The sequence below is a fragment of the Paenibacillus sp. Aloe-11 genome, from assembly GCF_000245715.1.
GTDB lineage: Bacteria > Bacillota > Bacilli > Paenibacillales > Paenibacillaceae > Paenibacillus > Paenibacillus kribbensis.
In genome coordinates this window covers 1-26,134 of record NZ_JH601055.1, presented here as the reverse complement: position 1 = coordinate 26,134, position 26,134 = coordinate 1, and the positions used below count along the sequence as shown (strand labels likewise).

Annotated in this window: 21 protein-coding genes and 2 riboswitches; of the genes, 18 read left to right on the top strand and 3 right to left on the bottom strand. The window is 45.9% G+C overall.

Annotation, left to right across the window (positions count from 1 at the left end; genetic code table 11):
- The first annotated feature begins 63 nt into the window (after positions 1 to 63).
- The 7 genes from WG8_RS12980 (at position 64) to WG8_RS12950 (ending at position 6,802) form a co-directional block, all read left to right on the top strand.
- Entirely contained in the window at positions 64 to 1,617 is a 1,554-nt protein-coding gene (locus tag WG8_RS12980) for an ABC-F family ATP-binding cassette domain-containing protein (protein ID WP_007430640.1), read from the top strand.
- A gap of 93 nt (positions 1,618 to 1,710) precedes the next feature.
- A riboswitch (TPP riboswitch) is annotated at positions 1,711 to 1,819 on the top strand.
- Positions 1,820 to 2,151: 332 nt separating this feature from the next.
- Positions 2,152 to 2,745 (top strand): thiamine phosphate synthase, encoded by a 594-nt coding sequence (locus WG8_RS12975; protein WP_043891050.1) that lies wholly within the window; start codon positions 2,152 to 2,154, stop codon positions 2,743 to 2,745.
- Between the two features lie 61 nt (positions 2,746 to 2,806).
- On the top strand, positions 2,807 to 3,955 hold the full coding sequence (thiO, locus tag WG8_RS12970) for a glycine oxidase ThiO (protein WP_007430638.1): 1,149 nt from the start codon (positions 2,807 to 2,809) through the stop codon (positions 3,953 to 3,955).
- Positions 3,952 to 4,155 (top strand): sulfur carrier protein ThiS, encoded by a 204-nt coding sequence (gene thiS / locus WG8_RS12965; RefSeq protein ID WP_007430637.1) that lies wholly within the window; start codon positions 3,952 to 3,954, stop codon positions 4,153 to 4,155. The genes thiO and thiS overlap by 4 nt, the downstream gene beginning before the upstream one ends.
- A 2-nt stretch (positions 4,156 to 4,157) precedes the next feature.
- Complete coding sequence (locus tag WG8_RS12960) at positions 4,158 to 4,925, top strand: thiazole synthase (RefSeq protein ID WP_007430636.1); 768 nt, start codon at positions 4,158 to 4,160, stop codon at positions 4,923 to 4,925.
- A complete protein-coding gene (locus WG8_RS12955) occupies positions 4,922 to 5,980 on the top strand; it encodes a ThiF family adenylyltransferase (RefSeq protein WP_007430635.1) in 1,059 nt (352 codons plus the stop codon). Before WG8_RS12960 ends, WG8_RS12955 begins: the two co-directional genes overlap by 4 nt.
- A gap of 141 nt (positions 5,981 to 6,121) precedes the next feature.
- Positions 6,122 to 6,802 carry a response regulator transcription factor gene (locus tag WG8_RS12950; RefSeq protein WP_007430634.1) on the top strand — a complete coding sequence of 227 codons (681 nt, stop codon included), beginning with the start codon at positions 6,122 to 6,124 and terminating at the stop codon, positions 6,800 to 6,802.
- An 87-nt stretch (positions 6,803 to 6,889) separates the two neighbouring features.
- Here WG8_RS12950 and WG8_RS12945 read toward each other — a convergent pair whose 3' ends face one another.
- Both WG8_RS12945 and WG8_RS12935 read right to left on the bottom strand, forming a co-directional pair.
- Positions 6,890 to 7,390 (bottom strand): C40 family peptidase, encoded by a 501-nt coding sequence (locus WG8_RS12945; RefSeq protein WP_007430633.1) that lies wholly within the window; start codon positions 7,388 to 7,390, stop codon positions 6,890 to 6,892.
- A 281-nt stretch (positions 7,391 to 7,671) separates the two neighbouring features.
- Entirely contained in the window at positions 7,672 to 8,313 is a 642-nt protein-coding gene (locus tag WG8_RS12935; protein WP_007430632.1) for a thiamine diphosphokinase, read from the bottom strand.
- Between the two features lie 148 nt (positions 8,314 to 8,461).
- Between WG8_RS12935 and WG8_RS12930 the strand changes: the two genes are divergently transcribed.
- On the top strand, positions 8,462 to 8,926 hold the full coding sequence (locus WG8_RS12930; protein ID WP_007430631.1) for a low molecular weight protein-tyrosine-phosphatase: 465 nt from the start codon (positions 8,462 to 8,464) through the stop codon (positions 8,924 to 8,926).
- A gap of 152 nt (positions 8,927 to 9,078) precedes the next feature.
- Here WG8_RS12930 and WG8_RS12925 read toward each other — a convergent pair whose 3' ends face one another.
- Complete coding sequence (locus WG8_RS12925; RefSeq protein WP_007430630.1) at positions 9,079 to 9,813, bottom strand: alpha/beta hydrolase; 735 nt, start codon at positions 9,811 to 9,813, stop codon at positions 9,079 to 9,081.
- A 302-nt stretch (positions 9,814 to 10,115) separates the two neighbouring features.
- Between WG8_RS12925 and pdhA the strand changes: the two genes are divergently transcribed.
- The 10 genes from pdhA to WG8_RS12875 form a co-directional block, all read left to right on the top strand.
- Positions 10,116 to 11,183, top strand: coding sequence for a pyruvate dehydrogenase (acetyl-transferring) E1 component subunit alpha (gene pdhA, locus WG8_RS12920; RefSeq protein WP_007430629.1), 1,068 nt, complete (start codon positions 10,116 to 10,118; stop codon positions 11,181 to 11,183).
- Positions 11,184 to 11,282: 99 nt separating this feature from the next.
- Entirely contained in the window at positions 11,283 to 12,263 is a 981-nt protein-coding gene (locus tag WG8_RS12915) for an alpha-ketoacid dehydrogenase subunit beta (protein ID WP_007430628.1), read from the top strand.
- 34 nt (positions 12,264 to 12,297) lie between these two features.
- Positions 12,298 to 13,920: a 2-oxo acid dehydrogenase subunit E2 gene (locus WG8_RS12910; RefSeq protein ID WP_007430627.1), complete on the top strand. Its 1,623-nt coding sequence runs from the start codon at positions 12,298 to 12,300 to the stop codon at positions 13,918 to 13,920.
- 3 nt (positions 13,921 to 13,923) lie between these two features.
- A complete protein-coding gene (gene lpdA, locus WG8_RS12905; RefSeq protein WP_007430626.1) occupies positions 13,924 to 15,345 on the top strand; it encodes a dihydrolipoyl dehydrogenase in 1,422 nt (473 codons plus the stop codon).
- Positions 15,346 to 15,595: 250 nt separating this feature from the next.
- Positions 15,596 to 16,390 carry a thymidylate synthase gene (thyA, locus tag WG8_RS12900; RefSeq protein ID WP_007430625.1) on the top strand — a complete coding sequence of 265 codons (795 nt, stop codon included), beginning with the start codon at positions 15,596 to 15,598 and terminating at the stop codon, positions 16,388 to 16,390.
- 34 nt (positions 16,391 to 16,424) lie between these two features.
- Positions 16,425 to 16,913, top strand: coding sequence for a dihydrofolate reductase (locus WG8_RS12895; RefSeq protein ID WP_043891048.1), 489 nt, complete (start codon positions 16,425 to 16,427; stop codon positions 16,911 to 16,913).
- Between the two features lie 238 nt (positions 16,914 to 17,151).
- Positions 17,152 to 18,639 carry a glutamate synthase subunit beta gene (locus tag WG8_RS12890; RefSeq protein ID WP_007430623.1) on the top strand — a complete coding sequence of 496 codons (1,488 nt, stop codon included), beginning with the start codon at positions 17,152 to 17,154 and terminating at the stop codon, positions 18,637 to 18,639.
- A gap of 632 nt (positions 18,640 to 19,271) precedes the next feature.
- Positions 19,272 to 21,617 (top strand): type IA DNA topoisomerase, encoded by a 2,346-nt coding sequence (locus WG8_RS12885; RefSeq protein ID WP_007430622.1) that lies wholly within the window; start codon positions 19,272 to 19,274, stop codon positions 21,615 to 21,617.
- A gap of 324 nt (positions 21,618 to 21,941) precedes the next feature.
- Positions 21,942 to 22,952: an aldo/keto reductase gene (locus WG8_RS12880; protein ID WP_007430621.1), complete on the top strand. Its 1,011-nt coding sequence runs from the start codon at positions 21,942 to 21,944 to the stop codon at positions 22,950 to 22,952.
- Positions 22,953 to 23,580: 628 nt separating this feature from the next.
- Positions 23,581 to 23,670: riboswitch (cyclic di-GMP riboswitch) on the top strand.
- Between the two features lie 132 nt (positions 23,671 to 23,802).
- Positions 23,803 to 26,134 (top strand): non-ribosomal peptide synthetase (locus WG8_RS12875; RefSeq protein WP_007430619.1); only part of this gene is annotated, 2,332 nt, incomplete at its 3' end.

Here is a 26,134-nt window from a genome sequence, read left to right as displayed (position 1 = left end):
AAATGATATATGAAATAATGACAGTCGGCATCGCCGATGACAATAAGGAGCCAAAAACAGCGTATGAGTTTATTGACTGTAGAAAATGTATCCCACAACTTTGGGGACCGCGCATTATTTAAAAATGTTTCCTTTCGGTTGCTTGCGGGGGAACGTGTAGGTTTGGTAGGAGCTAACGGTGTCGGTAAATCGACACTCATGAACATTTTGACCGGGAAATTGCTTAAGGATGAGGGTAAAGTGGAATGGACTCCACGTGTACGTTACGGTTATCTGGATCAGCACACCAAGCTGACACCGGGCAAAACAGTACGTGATGTATTGAAGGATGCTTTTCTTCCTTTGCTGGAATTGGAAAAGGAATTGATGCAGATTACGGATAAAATGGGGGATGCTTCTCCCGAAGAGCTGGAAGTGCTGCTGGAACAGATGGGTGAAATTCAGGAGCAGCTGGATATGGGGGATTTTTACCTCATTGATGTGAAGGTTGAAGAAATGGCGAACGGGCTGGGTCTCTCGGCCATCGGACTGGATCGGGATGTATCCGCGCTTAGCGGTGGACAACGGACTAAGGTGCTTCTGGCCAAGCTGCTGTTGGAAAAGCCAAACGTCCTCCTGCTGGATGAGCCAACCAACTATTTGGATGTTGAGCATATCGAATGGCTTACACGTTATTTGAAGGATTATCCTTATGCATTTATTCTTATTTCGCATGATACGGAGTTCATGAACCAGGTCGTTAATGTTATTTATCACCTTGAATTTGCCAAGATGACCCGCTATTCAGCAAATTATGAAAAGTTCCTTGAGATGGCGGATCTGAACAAAGCGCAGCATATTGATGCTTATGAGAAGCAACAGGAATATATTAAGAAACAGGAAGACTTTATTCAGCGCAACAAGGCGCGTGCATCCACATCAGGCCGGGCGAAGAGCCGTGAAAAGCAGCTTGATCGGATCGAACGTATTGATAAGCCCGAAGAAGCTGCCAAGCCAACCTTTCAATTTAAAGAAGCACGTGCGAGCGGGAAAACGGTATTTGAGGGAATTGATTTTGAAATTGGCTATACTCATGCCCTGTTGCCTAAAATGTCCATGACGATTGAACGTGGCGAAAAAATAGCAATTGTAGGCTGCAACGGTGTCGGTAAATCAACATTGCTCAAAACCATTCTGGGAAAAATACCGCCAATCAGCGGAAAAACCTATCAAGGCGATTTCTTGCAGCCGGCTTATTTTGAGCAGGAAGTAAAGGCGGGCAAAATCACACCGATTGACGATGTGTGGAATGAGTTCCCGCATTTGAACCAGCATGAAGTAAGAGCGCATTTGGCCCGTTGCGGATTGAAAAATGAGCATATCACACGTCCTCTGTCTGCGCTTAGTGGTGGTGAGCAGGCTAAAGTACGTCTGTGCAAATTGTTAATGCGGGAAAGCAACTGGGTTCTGTTTGACGAGCCTACCAATCACTTGGATGTTAAAGCAAAGGACGAGCTCAAACGTGCCCTGAAGGAATATAAAGGGACTATATTGCTTGTATCTCACGAACCGGATTTTTACGAGGATTGGGTAACCAAAACGTGGAATGTGGAAGAGTGGTCAAGTAAAGTCAACTAAAATCAAAAAATTCAGTTCTGTTATGCTTCACAAAAAGTGGGGGTTGCAGAATTAGAAAAATATGCTAAGCTATTTGTAGCTGATACAATATAATAGTCACACTAGGGGAGCCGCCCATGCGGCTGAGACGGAATAAATGGATTTCGGACCCTTTGCACCTGATCTGGGTTATGCCAGCGTAGGGAAGTGAGCGCCGTACAAGCAAGGTAACCGCATCATTACTTTTGTTTGTGCGTGGGACGATATACGTATACGGATTTGATTGTCCGTTCGATTATTGGACGTTCGTGAAACCACTTCCTCTGGGAAGTGGTTTTTTTGCGTTTCGTTTGGCTTTGCCTGTCGAACTTCCGTATACGGATTCACATATGTTCTCCTTTCATTATTGCTGGTACATGTGGCCGGCTCCGTATGTTATTTCGCGATATGGAGCTGCAACGATATAGGTTCAGCTTATACGATTATTTTATATCAATAGTTCATATTCTTAGTTCAATGTGAGGTGAAAACGAGATCGAATTACACGTGATTACGATGGAAAGTGGCTACCATGCAGATGTACCCCAAGTGGCGGCTGCTATTTATCCGTATGTTCATTATGTGCATGCACGCCTGAAGCAGAAGGGTGCCTCAGAATTGCTGGCTTTGATCCGCAGCATGGTGGAGCAGGGAGTTCCTCTCCAGCAAATTGCAGTCAATGACCGTGTAGATGTAGCTTTACTTACCTTGGCTGGAGCTGTCCAGCTACCGGCTAACGGCTTGCCTGTCAGGGATGTGAAAAGCCTGCTTCCAAAGGGAACACGCTGTGGCGTGTCTGTTCATTCCTTGGAAGAGGCGCAAATGGCCGAACAGGCTGGAGCAGACTATGTACTCTATGGTCATGTATATGTAACCCGCTGTAAGCCCGGTGTTGTGCCGCGGGGGATAGCTCAGCTTGAGCGTATATGCAGCTTATCTAACATTCCAGTGATTGCACTTGGCGGCATACAACCGCATCATATTCCGGAGCTTTATCATGCTGGAGCAAGCGGAATTGCAGTGATGTCCGGCATATGGGAAGCTGAGTCGCCCATCGCGGCTGCGATGGAATATAGACAATTGGTAGATCAGGTAGTCCGCAATCTGTAGCAGGGAACGAGAGTAGAAGTAATTCGAAAGCAGTATGGTCAGTGGAGAGGAGATATAACACATGCTAAAGATACACACAGAGGCTACAGTTATAGGACATGCTGAATGCTTGGTCATAGGTGGAGGTGTGATCGGCAGTTCCATTGCTTATCATGTGGCCAGGGAAGGGCGCAGTACGATTATCCTGGAGCGAATGATGCCGGGTGAGGGAGCCTCGGGGGCAGCGGTCGGAATGCTTGCGGCGGAGAGTGAAGAGTTCGCCGACCCTGAGTTTGAACAATTTGCTCGCACAAGTCGGGATGCATTCCCTGAGCTAGTTCGTGAGCTGGAGCGGTTGTCTGGTGTTTCGGTAGAATTTCGTACAGAAGGTTTTGTAACTCCTTTCCGTTCGGAAGCTGAGGGTGAAAGACGCTGGAAAGCTGCGAATACGCGCGAGGATACTCAGCCTGAGTGGTGGGATGCCGGGGAATTGACCAAGCGGATTTCGGGCATAGATCGTCAAGCGATTGGAGCTATATATCGATCGAAGGAGACACAACTCTTCCCCGTACAGCTGTGCCGTGCTTATACGGGAGCAGCTACAGTGTTGGGTGCAACAATATGGTCCGGTACCCATGCAGAGCAGTTGGTCGTACAGAATGGCCGGGTTTGCGGTGTAGTGACAGATAGCGGCTTTGTTTCCTGCAACCAGGTCATTATTGCCGGAGGCTTGGAGAGCATGAATTTGCTAGAGCAAGTGGGCTTTCATTACCCGCTTTATCCGGTCAAGGGTGAAGCAGTTGCCGTCTCCTTAAAGGATCACCCTTTGGAATATACCATTTATGCCGATGATGTTTACCTTGTGCCTAAGCAGAAGAACGAGCTTTGGATAGGGGCAACGAGCCTTCCGCATCACGATGACACAGAAGTGACTGTTGCAGGTTTGGAGGGGCTACTGGCACGTGCTTCTGCATGGCTGCCGCGCGTACGTGAAGCTTCTTTTGTACGCACTTGGGCAGGCTTGCGTCCGCAGGCGGCAGCGGGACGTCCTTTCATAGGGGCTGTTCCCGGTGTGGAAGGGGTATATGCTGCAGTCGGGCATTATCGCAACGGTGTCCTGTTGAGTGATGCTACCGGACGTGCGATGGCTGCTCTGCTTAAAGGGGCTAATGCGGCTGAACTTGGAATAAGCAAATTTTCTTCTGCACGTATCAAGGAGGAAAGCTTATGAAGCTGACGATTAACGGGCAGAGCATGAACTTTTCTAACCGGATCACTCATGTGGAACAATTGCTGCATGAGCTTGATTTAAAGGTGAAAACCGTTGTAGTGGAGCTGAATCGTCACATATTGACCCGTGAGGAACATGAGGAAGCGGTACTAAAGGACGGAGACAACCTGGAAATTGTACATTTTGTGGGAGGCGGTTGATTATGTTAACTATTGGAAAAGCATCTTTTACATCAAGGTTGTTGTTGGGAACAGGGAAATTTTCTGACCTAAGTATCCAATCCCAAGCTGTTGAGGCTGCTGAAAGCGAAATATTGACCTTTGCCGTGCGAAGATTAAATTTGGAGGAACGGGATAAGCAACATTTTCTGGATACGCTGGATTTGAGCAAGTATACACTTCTTCCCAATACGGCAGGGGCGACGACAGCGGAGGAGGCTGTTCGTATTGCAAAACTGGCAAGAGCCTCAGGTCTGTGCGATATGATTAAGGTGGAGGTCATTGGCGATGGCAAGACGTTATTGCCTGATCCCTTTGAAACGCTGAAAGCAAGCGAAAAGCTGCTGGATGAAGGCTTTATCGTGCTGCCCTACATATCGGATGATGTCATTCTGGCCAAGAGGCTGCAAGAGCTTGGCGTGCATGCCATTATGCCTGGAGCTTCACCGATTGGTACAGGACGCGGTCTGCTCAATCCGTTTGCATTGGAGTTAATTATTGAACAAGCAGAGATCCCGGTCATTGTCGATGCAGGTATTCGCTCGCCCGGTGACGCGGCAATGGCGATGCAGTTGGGAGCAGATGCTGTTCTGTTGAACACAGCCGTCTCGGGAGCGAAGGACCCTGTGAAAATGGCAGAGGCCATGAAGCTGGCTGTTCGTGCGGGCAGATATGGTTTTGAGGCGGGGCTGATTCCCGTACAACGTTATGCTTCAGCAAGCAGCCCAACAGAAGGCATGGTTCAGGCATGATGGAAACTGAAAAATCCGGTGCAGGAGTACAAGCAAGTGACCGCTATTCCAGACAGGAAAGATTCGCTCCCTTTGGGATAGAAGGGCAACGCCGGCTGGCTTCTTCTCATGTACTGATCGTAGGCGTCGGAGCGCTTGGTACAGGTATTGCGGAAACGCTTGTCCGTGCAGGGGTAGGGACGGTGAGTATCGTTGACCGGGATTACGTGGAATGGAGCAACTTGCAGCGTCAGCAGCTTTTTCAGGAGAGCGACGCCGCGGAGAGATACCCCAAAGCAGTGGCTGCCCAGCGACGATTAGAAGCCATTAACTCGGAAACGGTCATACACGCACATGTACTGGATGTCGGGGTAGAAGAGCTGGAAGAGCTGATCCAGGGAGTTGACCTGATGATGGATGCAACCGATAATTTCGACACCCGTCTGCTTATGAACGACATGGCACTTAAGCATCGCATACCGTGGATTTATGGGGCGTGTGTGGGAAGCTACGGTGTGACATATACCATTTTGCCTGGACAAACGGCTTGTCTTCACTGTCTGCTGGGAACCGTTCCGTTTGGAGGCGAGACCTGTGATACCGCCGGGATTATACCACAGGCAGTACAAATGGTTACGGCCAATCAGACTGCAGAAGCCTTTAAGCTTCTTGGCGGTTATCCGAAAGAACTGCGAGGGAAGCTGCTTTCGTTTGATCTATGGCGAAACGAGTATACAGCGATAGCCGTAGACAGTTTGAAAAAAGCGGATTGTCCTTCCTGCGGCAATCAACCTACGTATCCCTATTTGTCAGCCTCAAATCGGCAGAAAACAGATGTGTTGTGCGGTCGGGATGCCATTCAGATTAGACCTGCCAAACCGGTACAGCTGAATCTTAAGGAAACAGCAGATAAACTTGCTTCTGTGAGAGAGGGGAAAGTAGAGCGGAATCCATTTCTGGTTTCCTTTAGCACCGGCGTGTATCGCTTGGTCGTTTTTGCAGATGGACGAGCGTTGATTCACGGGACAAAGGACGTGGCAGAAGCTAAAAGTCTATATCACCGTTATTTGGGTTAGCTATAAAAAGCAGAAAACCATTCTTTCAGGAATGATTTTCTGCTTTTTTGTTACAATAAATATACATATGTTTTAATGACTTACAAATAAATTGTTCATTTCCATATTGTAATGCGATGTCCAAACCAGGTGGGTGAAAAGATGACCCCGTTAATTTTATTTGTGGATGGAAATGAAGCGTCTCCTGCATATGTACATCTGTTGGAGCAGGCAGGCTATCAGGTGGCTCATGTCCAAAATATGTCGGAGGGAAGCCCCTATGTAGCCGATCATCCTGTGAATATGCTGCTTCTGAACATCGATGACAAGCAAGCGGATGCACAAGGCATGATTCGTATTGCGAAACAAAACCATCCTTATGTACCATTATTCGTATTGACCTCATCAGACGATGAGAACCATATTGTTGCCTGTTTTGAGCAGGGAGCACACGATGTGACGGTACACCCTTTTTCTCATAGAGTGTTTCTCGCAAGAGTGGCTAATTTATTGCGAATTTTTGACACCGCACAGGATGTAGCAAGGGCAATCGAGGCAGGTGATTTACATATAGACCATGCAAGCAGGATGGTGAGTAGAGGGGGACAGAAGCTGGAATTGACTCCGAAGGAATTCGATCTTTTGCTTCATCTGGCTATACATCTCAATAAGGTTTGCAGCAGGCAGCAAATTCTGAAGGACGTTTGGAAACATGATTATATCGTAGATACGAACGTAGTAGACGTGTATATCAGGCATTTGAGAGTGAAGATAGATAAGGGGCAAAAATTTAAAATGATTCGCACGGTGCGGGGCATTGGCTATTCTCTCAGAACACCATGAACACCACCTGCAGTAGAATAGCATAGCGGCATATAAAAAAGCCGGGAACTTTTCGTCCCGGCTTGCATATTTTAAACGAGTTTGATACTACAGCACGCGACGTGCTTTGATGTATGTTCTTTTCCAGTTGCCAGAGTTCAGATCGGAGATGGTAACACCAGGTCCACCGTAAGTGTGCAGAATCTTACCGCCGCCCATATAGACTGCTACGTGGGTAATGTTGGTGCCTGTAGCACGACTTCCGCTTGAGAAGAAGACCAAATCCCCTTTTTTCAAATTGGACTTGGATACAGCACGTCCGACTTTAGATTGCTGCACAGAAGTGCGCGGCAAATCCACTCCGTACTTTTTGAAAATATGTTTCATAAAAGATGAACAGTCAAAATAGTTAGTGGTGCTTGTAGAAGCTCCGAACTTATAAGGAGTTCCCATATATTTTTCGCCATAGTTAATTATTTTTTGGCCTGTCGAAGTCGTAGCAGTGGCAGCTTGTGCCATGTTTGTTCCCTCAATTGCAAAAGTTCCAAAACCGATCGTAGCTGCGACTCCCGTGATAATTACCTTTTTTATGATTTTATGCATGTTCATGATGTAAGTACCTCCAAAAAATGATTTCTGCAATATTTTGCTGAGTTGCTAACTTACTGACAGCGTTGAGTATAACAGCTTTGGAGCCGCCTAATAGTTGGAAAATCAAGCCCGAATGCTTGAGGGACAAGGCTTGCGTAGCAATTATTAAAAAACGATTAAAAATTACAATTTGTAAAAAATAAAAGCGTTTTACGAATTCTGAAAATCGGAAAAATGTTTGTAAATCAAGGGTTTTGAGCATTAAAACAACTTTTTTAAAAGTTACAATAATGTCATAACTAATCTTTGCTCTGAATAACGAGCAGTAGTCCGCTTTCGATGGAAATCGTACCTTTTGGAGCGGTTAGCTTATTGCTGACAGCACGTGATTGTCCCATCTTGAGCGTGGCATTATGCAATGGGTACATAAATCCTTCCAGATTTATCCCTGTTACTTCGGCAGTCATAGGAAGCAGCGATGTATATGTATAGCCCATAGGCTTGATCTCCAGCGTAGACCCAGTGAGCTCGATATAATTATGTGCGTCCATAATTGCGCAGTTGATATGATGCTGCATCGCGCGTACCAATATTTGAACATTAGCCAGTGTGTGGTCCATTCTGGTGCCGGTCACGCCGAGCATTAGCACATGATCTGCCTGTTCGTCTATAGCGATCTCCAGGGCAAGCTCCGTATCTGTCAGGTCCTTTAGCACTGGATCACACGCAAGCATGCGTTTGCTTGCTGATTCAACCCGTTCTTTTTCCTGTGGTGTTATCGAATCAAAATCACCTACAGATATATGTGGTGTAATGCCATGCTCAATCAGAAAAAGAGCACCCTTATCTGCACCTATAATAAAATCTTCAGGTTGTATTTGTTGTAAATCTTCTTCGCTTAGACGACCGCCGGAAAAAACAATGGCGCGCTTCTTCGTCATATCCAACATCCTTTCTTTCTGTCATACGCTCTATTTTGTACCATCAGCTTTTAAGTATAACGCGTTAAATATGGCTTGCACAATTTTGGAGGACACAGCTACAATGAAACAGAAAAAAGTAGTGTACGTGCATAGGAAGGAGAACAACATGATTAATGTTTTATTTGTGTGTCTGGGCAATATCTGCCGTTCCCCTATGGGAGAAGCGGTACTAAGACACAAGGTGCAGGAACGGGGACTAAGCATGCAAATTCAGGCAGATTCGGCTGGAACAGGCGACTGGCATATTGGGAATCCCCCGCATAAGGGAACGCTAAAGCAGCTCAAGCTGCACGGGATTAGCGAGCAGGGCTTAAAGGCGCGGCAAATAGAGGCCCGTGATTTTGAAGCGTTTGATTATATTGTGTGCATGGATGATTCCAATGAACGAAACATGCGTAAGCTTGCAGGTGGGGCGGACGCTGACATTCTAAAATTCATGGACCTGCTCCCCAAAGAACAGCTAAGAGAAGTGCCTGACCCGTATTTCACCGGAAATTTCGAAGAAACCTATCGACTAATGGATGCGGGGTGCGAGGCCTTGCTGGACAAAATCATAGAAGAAAAGCTATAATGTGAACGACAGAAGACGGCAATGATTGCCGTTTTTACTTATATAATTTTGAAAGCGTAATCATTTTATGAAAAAGAGGAAAGAGCATGACGATCTGATCTGGTCGATCAATGCCCAATCCCCAACGATTGTTTAGTTTGGAAAAAGTACACTCAGGCGCGATCCAAAAAGTACATGAGCGCGTCAGGCAGCTCGTTTTGCCAAAAGCCCCACAAATGCTTGCCATCCTTTTCACGATAGGAAACCTCGGCGTTGCGTTCGCGCAGTAAATCTGCGCATTGACGATTAAGCTCTACAAAGTTATGAATGCCGGTATCGCTCTCAAATGCATCCTCCTGAAGGCCGACTATCATCCACACCCGCAGCCGGGACAGATCCTTCTCACGGGCGATGATTTCCTGCGAGGCCTCAAAGTAAGCGCCAGACAAGCTGATAATGCGGTTGAACAGTTGTGGATACAACAAGGCCAAATGCAGAGAAACACTGCCTCCGAGTGAGTCCCCTGCCAAAATGCGGGACGATGCATCACTTCTTATAGGATACTTTTGTTCTACATAGGGAATAATCTCTTCTGCAAAACAGGTGGTATACGCCTTAAAACGATCGCCAAAGGGAGCGTATTCCTGGGTTCTGATTTTGGTGTTCACTTCGACGCCGACAATGATGAAGGGCTCGACGCCTTCATCCAGGATGAGGCGGTTGGCATGAGTTGCAATGCGGCCAAAATTGAAAAATTCCTCTCCATCCTGACAGTATACGACCGGGTAGCTCAATATTTCATTATAGCCGGGAGGCAAGTAAATGCGGAGTGTTCTGGTTTCGCCAAGAAAGCGGCTTTCTACTTTGTCTTTAAGGATAGTTCGTTTTAAGTACCGGGAATCCGTCATTTTTCGTCACCTTTCTTGGTGTATTATTTTGCATTCGGGATCACAATAAGTTAAGATTACCCTGATTGCAATAGATGCTTAAAAAAGATGCTTAAAAAATGCTTAAAAGATGCTTAAAAGATGATTTAAATTCCAACCATGTACTAATCTGTTATAGTAATATCGGTATCCTGTTACATACACAAAAATGCGGTGAACTCAAAAAAAATAACTAAATCTTTGACGCCAGCAATATAACAGGTGTATAATAATCCTATAACAGCGGAACTTGATATTCAAATTTTTTTGTTGAGGTGAAGAAAATGAGCAAGGTTCCTTATGAAGTGTACACAGAGGAAGTTGAGGCTCTGTCCGTGCTTTCTCCGGATGGTGAAATTATCAATAAAGATAAATTGCCTAAACTTACAGATGATCAATTGAAAGAAATTATGTATCGTATGGTATTTACACGTACTTGGGATGACCGTGCTGTTAACTTGGGCCGTCAAGGACGTCTCGGCTTCTACGCTCCGGTATCCGGACAAGAAGCAACCATGGTTGGTAGTGAATTTGCGCTCCAAAAAGAAGATTTTATTGCTCCAGGCTACCGCGATATTCCGCAACTCGTTTGGCATGGCCTGCCTTTATACCAAGCTTTCTTGTATTCCCGTGGTCATCAACACGGCGGTCAAATACCGGACGGTGTTAACGTATTGATGCCGCAAATCATCATCGGCGCGCAAATTCTGCACGCTATGGGTATTGCAATGGGCTACAAACTTAAAAAACAAAAACAAGTCGTCATTACATATACAGGTGACGGCGGTTCTTCCGAAGGTGACTTCTACGAAGGTCTGAACTATGCTGGTGTATACAAGTTGCCAGTTATTTTCTTTGTGCAAAATAATGGTTACGCCATCACAACTCCATTTGCGAAGCAAACCGCTGCTCTTTCAATCGCTCACAAAGCAGTTGCTGCTGGTATTAAAGGCGTGAAAATTGACGGTATGGACGTGCTTGCAGTAATCAAGGCTGTTCAGGAAGCCGCAGAACGTGGCCGCAATGGCGAAGGTGCTACACTGATTGAAGCGGTAACATACCGTTTCCGTCCGCATTCCCTTTCTGACGATGCAACCAAATATCGTTCCAAAGAAGAAGAAGGCGAATGGAATGCGAAAGATCCAATTGCCCGCTTTGCGAAATATCTTGAGAAAAAAGGTCTGTGGACTGAAGAAGATACAGCTCGCGTAAAAGAAGAAGCTAAAGCGAAAGTGAACGAAGAGATCAAAAAAGCCGAGAAGACAGAGAAAATGACCATTCCTGGCCTGATCGACAGCATGTTCGAAAAAACGCCTAAGCATCTGGAAGAACAAAAAGCTGATTTTAAATAATTGAGTACGAAAGAGACCGGGCGGCATCCCGATCCGGTCTGTTTTTCAATTGGACCTGAACTGAAACTGATCTGTAATGTTTAAGGAGGAAATGAAGCAATGGCACAAATGAACATGAAAGAAGCTATTCGTGACGCACTGCGCGTAGAGTTGAAACGCGACCCTAACGTCTTGCTTTTCGGTGAAGACGTAGGTCATGTAGGTGGCGTTTTCCGTGCAACGGAAGGTTTGCAAAAAGAGTTTGGCGAAGAGCGTGTATTCGATACTCCGCTGGCGGAATCCGCAATCGGGGGTCTTGCTGTCGGTCTGGGTATCCAAGGCTTCCGCCCTGTAGCTGAAATCCAGTTCGTAGGCTTTATCTTTGAAGCACTCGACCAAATGGCAATTCAGGCATCCCGTATGCGTTACCGTTCCGGTGGACGTTACAATTCTCCAATCGTATTCCGTACACCATTTGGTGGCGGTGTTAAGGCAGCCGAGCTGCATACCGATTCCCTGGAAGGTCTTTTGACTCAAACACCTGGTATCAAGGTTGTTGTTCCTTCCAATCCTTATGATGCAAAAGGTCTTATGATCGCGTCTATCCGCGATAACGATCCAGTATTTTTCATGGAGCATTTGAACTTGTACCATGCGTTCCGCGCTGAAGTTCCTGAGAATGATTACGTTGTTGAGCTGGGCAAAGCCAACGTGGTTCGTGAAGGCTCCGATGTGACGATCATTACTTACGGTATGATGGTACACACTTCGATTAAGGCTGCTGATGAGCTGGAAAAAACAAAAGGCATCAAAGTGGAAATCATTGACTTGCGTACGATTAGCCCGATTGACATTGATACCATCGTTGCTTCTATTCAAAAAACCAATCGTGCTATCGTTGTTCAGGAAGCGCAAAAGAGCGCCGGCGTAGCTGCTGAAGTGATTGCACAAATTAACGAAAAAGCAATTCTGCATCTGGAAGCACCAGTTCTGCGTGTAGCTGGTCCAGATACCGTTTATCCTTTTGCTCAAATTGAAGATACTTGGTTGCCAACGCCAACACGTATCATTGATGCGGTTAATAAAGTATTGGAATTTTAATTAAAGCACACCGTAAATTTGGGAGGTTTTAAACGTGGCAAAATTTGAATATAAATTTCCGGAGCTGGGTGAAGGTCTTCATGAAGGCGAAATCATCAAGATGCATATCAAGCCCGGCGATAAAGTAACTGATGAAGATATCATCATGGAAGTACAGAACGACAAGGCTGTAGTTGAAGTTCCATGTCCGGTCAATGGTACGGTTCAAGAAGTATTTGCCAAAGACGGTGACATCTTCAACGTAGGCCAAGTTGTAGCTGTCATTGATGCAGAAGGTGAACTTCCTGAACAAGAAGATGCACCGGAAGCACCAGCTGCTGCTAGCCCTGAGCCAAGTGCTGCTGCACCTGCACAAGGAGGAGCTGCAGGCGCAGCTAGATTTGAATATAAATTCCCAGAGCTGGGTGAAGGTCTTCACGAAGGCGAAATCATCAAGATGCACATCAAGCCCGGCGATAAAGTAACTGATGAAGATATCATCATGGAAGTACAAAACGACAAGGCAGTGGTTGAAGTTCCTTGCCCAGTCAATGGTACAGTTCAAGAAGTATTCGCCAAAGACGGTGACATCTTCAAGGTAGGTCAAGTCGTAGCAGTCATTGCTGCAGAGGGTGAGCTTCCTGAACAAGAAGATGCACCAGTTGCCGCTAAGCAAGAACAGGATGCTGCACAAGGTGGAGCTAATACGAAACCGGCTGCAACTCCTGCTGCATCGAACAAAGATGTGCTGGCTACACCTAGTGTGCGCAAATTTGCTCGTGAACAAGGTGTAAACATCGCTCAAGTGAGTGGCTCCGGCAAAAATGGTAAAATCACTAAAGAAGATGTAGAAGCTTTCAAAAATGGTGGAGGCCAAGCGGCTGCACCGGCAGTGAAAGAAGCTGCAAAAGCACAAGAGCCAGCTAAAAAAGAAGCGAAAGCTGCAGCGCCATCCGCACCAGCAGCAGATCCGCGTGCTGAGGAAGAGCGCGTACCATTTAAAGGTATCCGCAAAGCTATTTCCAATGCCATGGTTAAATCGGCTTACACGGCTCCACACGTTACGATTATGGACGAAGTGGATGTAACCGAACTGGTTGCTTTCCGTACTCGTATGAAACCAATTGCTGAGAAGAAAGGCACAAAAGTAACATACCTGCCATTCATCGTTAAGGCTCTGGTTGCTGCTTCCCGTCAATTCCCGGCTCTGAATGCCTCGATCGACGAAGAAGCGAACGAAATCGTCTACAAAAAATACTACAACATCGGTATCGCTACAGATACAGACAACGGCTTGATCGTTCCTGTTATCAAAGATGCTGATCGTAAGAGTATCTGGATGATCGCTGATTCCATTCGTGATCTGGCTGTACGCGGTCGTGATGGAAAATTGGCTGCCAACGAAATGAGAGGAAGCACAATTTCCATCACTAACATCGGTTCTGCAGGCGGTATGTTCTTTACGCCAATCATCAACTTCCCTGAAGTTGCGATTTTGGGAACTGGTCGTATCAGCGAAAAAGCAGTTGTGAAAAACGGTGAAATTGTTGCTGCTCCAGTAATGGCTCTTTCTCTCAGCTTTGACCACCGTATTATTGACGGTGCAACTGCTCAAAACTTCATGAACTATATCAAACAGCTGCTCGCTAACCCTGAGTTGCTTGTTATGGAGGTGTAATCAATGGTAGTAGGAGACGCTTCTCTGGATATTGACACATTGGTTATCGGTGCGGGTCCTGGCGGCTATGTAGCTGCCATCCGTGCCGCACAATTGGGACAAAGCGTATTGATCGTTGACAAATCTGAGCTGGGCGGTGTCTGTCTGAACCGTGGATGTATTCCATCCAAAGCTTTGATCTCTGCAGCTCACCAATACGAAGCAGCTAAACATGGCGAGTCTTTCGGTATTACGGCTGAGAATGTAAAAGTAGACTTCGCTAAAACACAAGAATTCAAAAACGGTGTTGTTAAAAAAATGACAAGCGGCGTAAGCGGCTTGCTCAAAGGCAACAAAGTTGAAGTTTTCAATGGTGAGTGCATGTTCATCAACGAAAACGAAGCACGTGTATTCAATGAACATGAATCACCACGCTACCGTTTTAAAAATGCCATTATCGCAACAGGTTCCCGTCCAATCGAACTGAAGCCATTCCCATTTGGCGGACGCATTCTGTCTTCTACTGAAGCATTGAACCTGCCTGAAATTCCGAAAAGCCTGATCGTGATCGGCGGTGGATACATTGGTGCAGAGCTTGGACAAATGTACTCCAAATTCGGTTCCAAAGTTACCATCATTGAAGGTATGGATACTGTTCTTCCTGGCTTTGACAAAGATATGACTTCCATCGTTGCTAAGAGCATGAAGAAAACAGGCATTGAAATCTTCACTGGTGCTAAAGCAGAAAGTGCGGAACAAACAGATAAAGACGTAACCGTGAAATTCTCCGTTAACGGCGAAAGCAAAGAAGTAACTGCTGATTACCTGCTTGTAACCGTTGGACGTCGTCCAAACACAGACGGCGAACTGGGTCTGGATCTGATCGGTGTAGAACTGGATGAGCGCGGAATGGTGAAAGTTGACCATCAAGGACGCACCAGCATTCCTCATATCTTTGCCATCGGCGATATCGTTGCTGGTCTTGCTCTGGCTCACAAAGCTTCTTATGAAGGTAAAGTGGCTGCTGAAGCGATCGCAGGCGAGCCGTCCGTAGTGGACTACAAATGTATGCCGGCTGTCGTTTTCACAGATCCAGAATGCTCCAGCGTAGGCTATACAGAGGCGCAAGCCAAAGAAAAAGGCCACAATGTCAAAGTTGGCAAGTTCTCTTATGGAGCAAACGGCCGTGCCGTTTCCCTGAACGCTGCTGAAGGCTTTGTGAAAATCGTAGCTGACGCAGATACCGGTCTGGTACTGGGGACGCAAATCGTAGGTCTGGAAGCTTCCAACCTGATTGCTGAGCTGGGTCTGGCGATTGAAATGGGTGCTACACTCGAAGACATCTCCCTGACTATTCACGCTCACCCTACATTGGGCGAAATCGTTATGGAGGCAGCTGAAGTCGTGCTGGGTCATCCGATCCACGCATTGGCACCACGTCGCTAATTCCATTTCATCATCTCGTTTTTGATTTTCATATATCTTCAAGAGAGGCAAGGGGCGCAATATCTGCGTTCTTTGCCTCTTTTTTTCATGTTTTAGGAATTTTCAGAACTACCATGAAAATTCAAACAGTACATGGTCAATGAAGTGTCGTACATGATAAACTAAATATAGCTGTGGTGTAGAGCGAATTTTTCAAGATTAGATTCTAGGGCTGCTAGATCTTAATTCATGTTTAAAGGAGAGAAAAGAAGTGCGCAACTATTTGGAATTGCTGGAGGATATATTAGAGAATGGAGTAAAAAAAGAGGACCGCACAGGGACGGGAACACTATCTGTTTTCGGAAGACAGCTTCGCTTTGATCTGGCCAAGGGCTTTCCCCTGGTAACCACCAAAAGAGTACATTTAAAATCGGTTATCCACGAGCTGTTGTGGTTTTTGCGTGGGGATACCAATATTTCTTATCTCAAGGAAAACGGAGTTACCATTTGGGATGAATGGGCGGATGAGCAGGGCAATCTGGGCCCCGTATACGGATCGCAATGGCGCTCGTGGGAAACGACAGACGGGCAACATATCGACCAGATTGCCAATGTCATTGAGTCGATTAAAAACAATCCAGATTCACGCCGGCATATCGTCAGTGCCTGGAATGTGGCTCAAATCGAATCGATGAAGCTGCCGCCATGTCATTTTGTATTTCAGTTCTACGTAGCTGGAGGCAAGCTTTCCTGCATGCTGACCATGCGTTCAGTAGATACCTTTCTTGGGCTGCCGTTCAACATCGCAAGTTATGCATTGTTAACGCATATGGTTGCACAGCAATGCAACTTGGAGCCGGGAGAATTTATTTGGTCAGGCGGTGATGTGCATATTTATTCAAATCATATGCAACAAGTGCATACCCAGTTGGAACGTGAGCCTTATCCGCTGCCTCAGCTGAAAATTATGCGCAAACCGGATTCCATTTTTGATTACACTTACGAGGATTTTGTTTTTGAGAATTACGAATACCACCCAGGGATCAAGGCGCCTGTCGCCATCTGATTAGAGGGGATGGAAAGCAAAGGAGGGGGACAGCATAAGTATTTCGATGATATGGGCTATGGCACAAAATGGTGTGATCGGCCGGGATAACCAGCTTCCTTGGCGTCTCCCAAGAGACATGGCCTTTTTCAAGGAGCAAACGATGGGCAAGACTGTACTCATGGGGCGCAAGACGTGGGAGTCCTTTGGAGGAAAAAGCCTGCCCAACCGACGCAACGTGGTTTTGACCCGAGATCAGAGCTACCGGGCAGAAGGGGCGGAAGTGGTTCATTCACTCGAGGAGGGACTCCAATTGGCTACAGAAAAGGAACTGATGGTCATCGGGGGAGCGGAGATTTATTCACTGTTTTGGCCACATGCCGATCGGCTGATCGTGACCCGAATTGAGGAGATTTTTGAAGGGGACACCACTTTTCCTGAGCTGGATTGGGATGGCTGGCATATAGTCAGTGAGATTCCTGGTATTAAGGATGAAAGAAACCCGTACAACTACCGTTTTGTCATTTATGAGAGAACAAAATAAGAATGGGAATCATTTGACCTCACCGATTTGAAAAATTAATGAACCATATAAAAAATCCTTTTGGCTGTTGATGCAGAAAGTTGCATAAGTTTTCATTACTTTTGCGCTGTATTGTGATACAATAAATCAAATTCAACGAGAACAGACCCTTTCATGATACAAACAGACAAATTCGAATTTGACTCAAATTCTGAATGGATGGACGGGGTTCATAAGCGAAGAGATGGGGGAACGTAACATGTCTACACCAACTGGATTTATGGAATACACACGACAGCTTCCTATAGACCGGGACCCGGCAGAGCGTATTAAGGATTGGGAAGAATTCCATAAGCATATGTCTGAAGAAGAGCTGCGTACCCAAGGGGCACGTTGTATGGACTGCGGAACTCCTTATTGTCATACAGGGATGGATATGATGGGAGCGACTTTAGGCTGCCCGGTTCATAATCTTATTCCGGAATGGAACAATCTCGTATATCGTGGTTTATGGAAGGAAGCGCTAGATCGGCTGCACAAAACGAATAATTTCCCGGAATTTACAGGCCGCGTCTGTCCTGCGCCATGCGAAGGCTCCTGTACAGTCGGTCTGATCGGACAGTCTGTTACCATTAAGACAATTGAGGAAGCTATAATCGAAAAAGGTTTTGAGGAAGGCTGGGTTGTCCCTAATCCGCCAGAAAAGCGTACAGGCAAACGAGTGGCTATTGTCGGCTCGGGTCCGGCAGGATTGGCTGCTGCTGCTCAGCTTAATAAAGCAGGGCACAGCGTGACTGTGTATGAGCGTGCGGATCGTGTGGGGGGATTGCTGATGTACGGAATCCCTTCCATGAAGCTGGATAAGAAGGTTGTACAGCGTCGTGTGGATTTGCTGGAGGCTGAAGGTATCCAATTCATCACAAATACGGAAATTGGCAAAGATATTCCTACTGAGCAGTTAATAGCTGAGTATGATGCAGTTGTACTATGCGGTGGATCTACGAAGCCGAGAGAATTCAACATTGAAGGCAGCGATTTGAATGGTGTTCATTATGCGATGGATTATTTGAATGGCACCATCAAAAGCTATTTGGATTCCAACCTTGAAGATGGAAACTATTTGTCCTCCAAGGATAAGGATGTTATTGTAATCGGCGGCGGTGATACGGGTTCGGACTGTGTAGCTACGTCTCTGCGTCACGGTTGTCGGAGTGTCACTCAATTTGGTACGCATGCTAAAGCTCCTTTGGAACGTGACCCGATTGCCAACCCTTGGCCACAATTTCCGAATGTGTACTCTCTTGATTATGCACAGGAGGAAGCAAAGGCGTTGTTTGGGGAAGATCCGCGTGAGTTCTCCATCATGACGACTAAGTTTGTAGGTGACGAGAACGGGAATTTGAAAGAGTTGCACACCATCCAAATTCAACGTATTGTTGATGAAACAGGGCGTAAAATCTATCAACCGATTCCAGGTACAGAGCGCGTATTCCCGGCACAGATTGCACTTATTGCGATTGGATTTGATGGACCTGAGCAAACGATCGTAGAGGAAATCGGTTTGGAAACGGACCGTCGCTCCAATGTTAAAGCACGCTATGGGAAATATGTTACGAATGTGGAAAAGGTTTTTGCTGCGGGTGATATGCGCCGCGGACAAAGTCTTGTCGTGTGGGCTATTAATGAAGGTCGGGAAGCCGCGCGTGAGGTTGATAAATACCTCATGGGTGCTACCGTTTTGGTGTAAACCTAGCTCTATCATTACGGATCGAGTCAAAGCTCCATCTTCGGATGGGGCTTTGTTGTGTTTACAGGCTAGTGGATAGCATGACGCAAAAGAGAATAATATGTGATTTAAGTTTACGAAATTTTTCTGAATCGAATGTGATTTCATGGTATGTAGAGAGTTGTTACTATTTTGTTATTGTTCTGTTATTATAATGTAATTAAAGTTGACAAATAAATTAAATTATCTGAATGTTTATTAATTATCTACAGTGATCATAACATAAAATCCGAAGAAAAGTGCAACTTTTTTATTGAATTATGAAATTATTTTACGATAAAAAGAAAACATTTAATTTATATGTTAGATAAATTAACTCAAATATGACTCATGCCGTCTTGTTGTGCAACTTTTAGGAGTTTTTTTACATATCCTTTTCAAGCTTCGCAAAATCATAGCCTGAGAGAACAATGATATCTATGGTATAATACACGTATATTGTTGAAGCGTTAGACTAAATGAATTTACAAAGGAGCTTTCGCCCGGGAGAAAGCTCCTTTTGCATGAGGCCATGCTACCTGTGTTTCCTGTACATCTATATGTATGATTTGTTGAAGGAAAACAGAAGGCCGTCAGGAAGGAATGGAATATGAATGAAAACGTTGATTATTGCTGAAAAACCGGATATGGGCCGGACGATTGCTGCTGTTATGGAGCCGCGTGCTAAAAATAACCGCACTTATTTGGAAGGGGAGAAATACATTGTAACCTGGGCAATCGGTCATTTGCTGGGCCTGGCTGAGCCGGATGCATACGATGCCAAGTACAAACGATGGAATATTCAGGACCTGCCCATTATCCCTGAGCAGTTCAAAATTGTACCGAATCCCAAAACAAAGGATCAGCTGAAAATGATTGGTGAGCTGGCCAAACGCTGCAATGCCATTGTCAATGCATGTGATGCCGGGCGGGAAGGGCAGTATATTTTTGCGTTGATTCAACAGCAGTTGAAGCTGCGCCAGCCAGTCAAGCGGCTATGGATCTCAGATTTGACAGCAGAAAGTATTGCGACAGGTTTTGAACGGCTGCGAGATGCTTCAGAGTTTGAATTTCTGACTCAGGCTGCGCGGGCACGAAGTGAAGCGGACTGGCTGATCGGTATGAACGCCTCCAGAGCCTTCACAACACGACATAACACGCTCCTGTCGGTAGGGCGGGTGCAAACGCCTGTGCTGGCATTGATCCATGATCGGGAGAAGGAAATTGAAGCATTTCAGTCTCAAACCTTTTATGATGTATGGGCCGAGTTTAAGCAAGATCAAATCAAGTACAAAGGGACATGGCAGGGGGATCGACTGACCAAACCCGAAGAAGCTGAGGAGATCGCTGCAGCGGTTCGCGGCAAAGCGGGCAGCATTACCAAATATGATACGAAGCAGACGAAGGAGTATCCTTTTAAACTGTATGACTTGACGCTGCTGCAACGCGAGGCAAATGCTAAGTACGGTTATTCGGCGAAAAAAACATTGGATGTGGCACAGGCTCTTTATGAGCGGCATAAGGTTATTTCTTATCCGCGTACCAACTCCAATTATGTAACAGAACAAAATATAGACGGGATGCACAAGGCGCTGCGTATGTTGGGCACAGGCCCTTATGCTGAGCTGGTACAACAAGCAAACCCTGATTTGGTCCATAAACAGAATAAATCGGTCTGCAATCCGTCTCGTGTTGAGGATCACCATGCTATTTTGCCAACGTTAAAAAGACCGGGAACGCTTAGCAAGGAGGAGCAAAATATATATGACCTGATTATTCGCAGGTTTTTGTCCCATTTTTTCCCTCCCGCTGAATATAAAATGCATACCGTGATGACACAGGTGGACAAGCATCTATTTAAAACAAGTATCAAGGAGCTTCTTTCCTTAGGATGGAAAGTGGTTTTGAGCAAGGCTGACCAGGATAAAGGTAAAAAGAGCAAAGCAGCCAAGAAAGAGGAAGAAGAGGAGACGGATGAGTGGACGGACAAGAAGTTTGAAATCGACGCAGGTCGTCAGGTGGATTGTATTCGTGCCGAAATGAAAGAAAAGGCGACTCAGCCGCCTAAAAGCTACACAGAGGGCACATTGCTGAAAGCGATGGAAAGCGCGGGCAAGCAGATGGAGAATGAGGAATTACGCGAGGTCATGAAGGATGCCGGATTAGGTACGCCTGCGACACGTGCGGCCACCATTGAACGATTGAAGAAGGTCGGCTACATTGAAATGAAGGGTAAAAAGATTCTCATTACGGATAAGGGGAAAATGGCCATTGAGCTGATCCGTCATGCAGGCGTCGATTTGTTGGCTTCTCCGGAGATGACGGGACAATGGGAACGCCGTCTGCATCAAATTTCCAAGGGGGAGGCAGCCCAGGAGAAGTTTATGGACAATGTTAAAAGATTTACGTTGTCCATCATTGACAAGGTGAGGCAGCAGCCACCGGCTCCGGCCAATGCTTTTGGCGAGGAAGCGAGGGGCAAGCGTGCGGGTGGCAAGGGAAGCACTAGCGGTGCAGGCGCGAGTGGACGCACCGCTGCCAAAGGGACGCGCGTTCCAGCAGGGCGCGGTAGCAGCGCTGGAAGCGCAACGCCGGAGCGTGCCTCGGACGCGGCAGCTTCTTCAGCCGCAGGATTAGCGCGCGGCTCCTCCAGCGTGCCGTCAGGCGCTTCAGCGAGCCGACGGGAAGCTCTGGGCAGCTGCCCGCGCTCCAATTGCGGTGGAAGCATTATTGAAGGCCGCAAGGGGTACGGGTGCAGCCACTACAAGCAGGGCTGCGGTTTTGTTGTCTGGAAGGAATATGCTGGCAAGCAGATTACGGAAACCATGCTCAAGTCTCTGTTGACGAAGGGACAGACGCAGTTGTTGTCTTTTAAGCGTAAAGATGGATCGACCGTCAAAGCGCGAATTGTGCTGAATGAACCGGGTACAGGCCAACTTAGTGTTCGTGAGGAAATTTGATACATTCATAGCTATAATTTATATAAAATTATAATAATAACTTTTTTTAGTCGTCGTCAGATGACTTCTGAATTTCATCAGGAGTCATCTTTTTTTATGCCCACTGTTGTGCCCAATTAAGTTTTAGCAAGATTACGCATCCTAAAAATACCCACTAAAATCGAATAATTAACATTAGATTAAACATTTGTAAGCTTCCGACCGATAAAATAAAGAGAAGTTTATGCAAAACAAATTTTTCCAGCTAGTTTATAAACACTCTATGCGTTGCGGAACGCGATTGTTTGACATGAAAATTTCTTTACAGGAGATGGTGGAAGAATCGTGGAAACGAAAATGGTAAATGTGACAGACTCAACGCAATTACGCAAACTGGGCAACTCGGATTTAAAGCTGTCACCGCTTGGGCTTGGCTGCTGGCAGTTCAGCAACGGAAAAGGGATGGTCGGGAAATTCTGGCCAGCGCTGCGTCGGGAAGATATACGGCAAATTGTTCAGACTAGTTTAGAAGGTGGAATTAATTGGTTTGATACTGCTGAAGCATACGGTGGCGGACAGTCTGAGCAATTGCTGGCTGGCGCGTTAAATGAGATTGGAGGGCCGCTCGCGGAAGAGGCAAATATCGCTACGAAATGGTGGCCGGCCTTTCGCACTGCAGGCAGCATCACAGCAACGATTGATGAACGTATTCACCATTTGGCTCAACGGACGATTCACCTTTATCAGGTGCATTCGCCTTACTCCTTTTCTTCGGTCGGCGCGACGATGAATGCGATGGCTAAACTGGTCGAGCAAGGTAAGATTAAATATGTGGGTGTAAGCAACTTTTCCGCGCAACAAATACGTGAAGCCGATCGTGTGTTGCGTGAGCACGGCCTACGCCTGGTTTCGAATCAAGTGAAATACAGCCTTCTTGACCGGAGAATCGAACAAAACGGAATTCTGGACACGGCCAAAGAACTCGGTGTGGCGATCATTGCCTACTCCCCGTTAATGCAGGGGATCTTAAGCGGAAAATTCCATAAAAATCCGAATTTGGTCAAGTCAATAAAGGGTCCGCGCAAGTGGACGGCGGCATTCCGGGATTCGGGGCTGCAGAGATCGAAGCCACTGATTGAAACGCTGGAACAGTTGGCCCAGCAATATAATGTGACGCCAACGCAGATTGCCTTGAATTGGCTGATTAACGCCCATGGAGAGAACGTATTTGCGATACCTGGGGCTTCAAAAATACATCATGCCCAGGAAAATGTGAGGGCGATGCAGTTTACCTTGACAGCAGGAGAGATTGAGATGATCAGCCACGTTTCCAACCAAGTGCTGAGATCGAAGTAATCGTGGTTAAAACATTACTCTTCCGAAGATGCCCACCAATTGCTCCACTCCCTATACACCTCACGTCGCCAATTTTGGCAAAACATCGAATGCGAGAGAAGCTTTGGAATATCATTTTTGTCGTAACCTGATAAAAGATTAAAGGATATCACATCAATTTTTTAAAATAAAGTAATTATTATGAGTGAATATACAATTTATTAGTCATTGTGAAATGATACCATAGATTGTTGTTTGTCAAAGATTTTGACTATATCTTGTGGTTATCTAATCGATAATTGCTCCTTTACACACATTTTAAAAACTTAGAACTAATTGACAAAATGAGATATTTTCATTATTGTACAATTGATTAAATTTATTTCATATATATTCCATATTAAAATAATATACTAAATGCTTCACAATTCATCATTCAAAAGCTAAACCGCTAAAGTTGTCCAGGTGGACATCTTGGAATGTTGGGGGTGGGGATGAAGTATTTCGCGAAGCAGATAACAACGTATTGTAAATATAATTCCAGGTAAAAGGTTCGGAAAAAAAACGAACTGATAACAAAGCTTACCGCATTGTGGCGCCGGAGGGGGACCTGAAGGCGTGGATACAGCGGTAGATATACTTACTTATTTCCCGTTAATCGTAAACACCTCGAAAGTGGTGGACACAAAGCCATGGGTCTAAAGCTGGATTCAACAGCCATGATTGCCAGGTTGCCGAAGGAAACCGGGCGAAGTCTGCTGCCTGTTCCTGTACTTTTTATAGGGGAACAGGCTTTTTTTATTTGTAGTGGGAAATCGTTTGGGCATATGGAGTAGAACGCATGAAATGCTTAACAACAGGAGGAAATTTTATGGAAACGAGCATGATAACTATTAAGGAGTATCCGTTAAGCTCCTATCAGAAAGACATATGGTTCGAACAGTGCATGTACCCTGAAAAACCTATTTACAATATTGGTGGGTATGTTGAGATCAAAGGAAACCTGGATACGGCTATCATGAAGGAGTGCTTGCAGTTACTAATCAGCCAGAATGATTCTCTTAGTGCCCGTTTTATCGATAAAAAGGGAGAACCTTATTTAACATTCCTGCCGGAAGTTGAATATGAAGTTCCGCTATATAATTTTTCGATGAAGGAAAATGCAAATTCTTTTTGCATCGACTGGATGAAAAAGGAATTTTTAAAGCCTTTTCAATCAGATAGCTTTTATTTTCAATTTGATTTATTGCAAGGCACCCTGAATACCTATTTTATTTTACTTAAAGTTCATCATTTGGTGATCGATGGATGGGGATTTGCTCTCTTAATCAATCAACTCTTTGACAATTACAATAAACTCGCACAAGGAATTGGCGAAGTGAACAGAACTGTCTATTCCTATGCTAATTTTATCTCCGATAATCAGGATTATCTGAATTCTCCGGCCTTTTTAAAAGACAGGGAGTTCTGGAAGAACAAATACCAAACCATTCCCGAGCCTCTATTGAGCAGAGGAGTGAACTTCGATGATGGTGATTCCGCTTGGAGTGATCGGCAAACCTTAACGATAAACAAGACCTTATACAATCGAATGATTGAATTTTGCAAAGAGGAAGGGTGTTCGTCGTTCCACTACTTTTTAGGCATACTGTTCCTTTATTTCAGCAGGGTTTGCAATCGGAACGAGATGGTGATCGGCGTCCCGGTTTTTAACCGGGGCAAAGCGAGATATAAGCAGACGATGGGACATTTCGCCAACGTGCTGCCGCTGCGGATCAGCCCTGAAGAAGATCTAAGCTTTAAAGAGCTGATAAAGCGCATCAAACGTGAGCTTATGCAATGCTATCGACATCAGAAAATGTCCTTCGGTGAAATTTACCGGGCAGTTTACGAGAATAGCCATGAGAAAGGAAAACTGTTTGATATATCGCTTTCTTTCGAAGAACAGGAAAACAGAGAATCATTGATCGGTACAGCAACCCAGATTGTAAGCATGCCGCATCATCATGAAAGGAATGCACTTAATCTCTTTATATGGGGACAAGAAGGTAAAACGGATGTAGCCGTTAATTTTGACTATCAGATACAGGCTTTTGAAAGATTCATCCCCATTGAGAATGTCGTTTCCCACTTTGAATATTTATTTGCTCAAGCCATGGAACAAAGTGAAACTCCTATTTCACAAATCGAAATCGTGCCGGAGGAAGAAAAGGATGTGCTGCTCCGCGATTTCAATCGCACGGAGGCGGAGTATCCGAAGGATCAAACGATTAATGCGTTGTTTGAGGAACGAGCGGAGCAAAGAGCAGATCATCCGGCTTTAGTCTGGGGAGAGCAAACACTGACCTACCGGGAACTGAACGAGCAGGCGAATCGGCTGGCCATCATCTTGAGAGAGCGTGGAGTGAAGGCGGATGATATCGTCGCCATCATGATGGAGCGTTCCATGGAAATGGTCATCGGCATCCTGGGCACGCTCAAAGCGGGCGGAGCCTACCTGCCGATCGATCCGAACTATCCGGAGGAACGGATTCACTACATGCTGGAGGACAGCGGCGCGTCCATGCTGCTGACGCAAAAGCATCTCCGGGACAAGCTCACTTATCACGGCCCGATCATGGATGTGGCTGGCGAAGAGTTGAAGCATTTAGAACTGGATGGCCATGCCAATCTGCAACCTGTTAACAAGCCGGAAGATTTGGCCTATATCATCTATACCTCAGGTTCCACTGGGAAGCCCAAAGGGGTCATGGTAGAACACCGGGGAGTCATCAACCTTTGGCATTTCTTCCAGGAACAATGGGGGGTGAACGGATCGGATCGGATGCTGCAGTTTGCCAGCAGTTCGTTTGACGCTTCGGTCTGGGAAATGTTCACGATTTTACTGGGAGGCGGAACGCTTTATCTGGTTTCGCGAGATATTATTAATAACCTGAATGAGTTTGCGCGCTTTGTCAACGAAAACCAAATTACGATTGCGTTGCTACCGCCTACCTATCTGGCGGGGATAGAACCCGACAAGCTGCCGGCACTGAAAAAACTGGTGACAGGTGGATCAGCGATCACCAAAGAACTGGTGACGCGGTGGAAGGACAGCGTGGAGTATATGAACGCCTATGGTCCAAGCGAATCGAGCGTCATAGCAACGGCGTGGATGTACCGGGAAGAGGATATGGGGTATTCATCGGTACCGATTGGCAAAC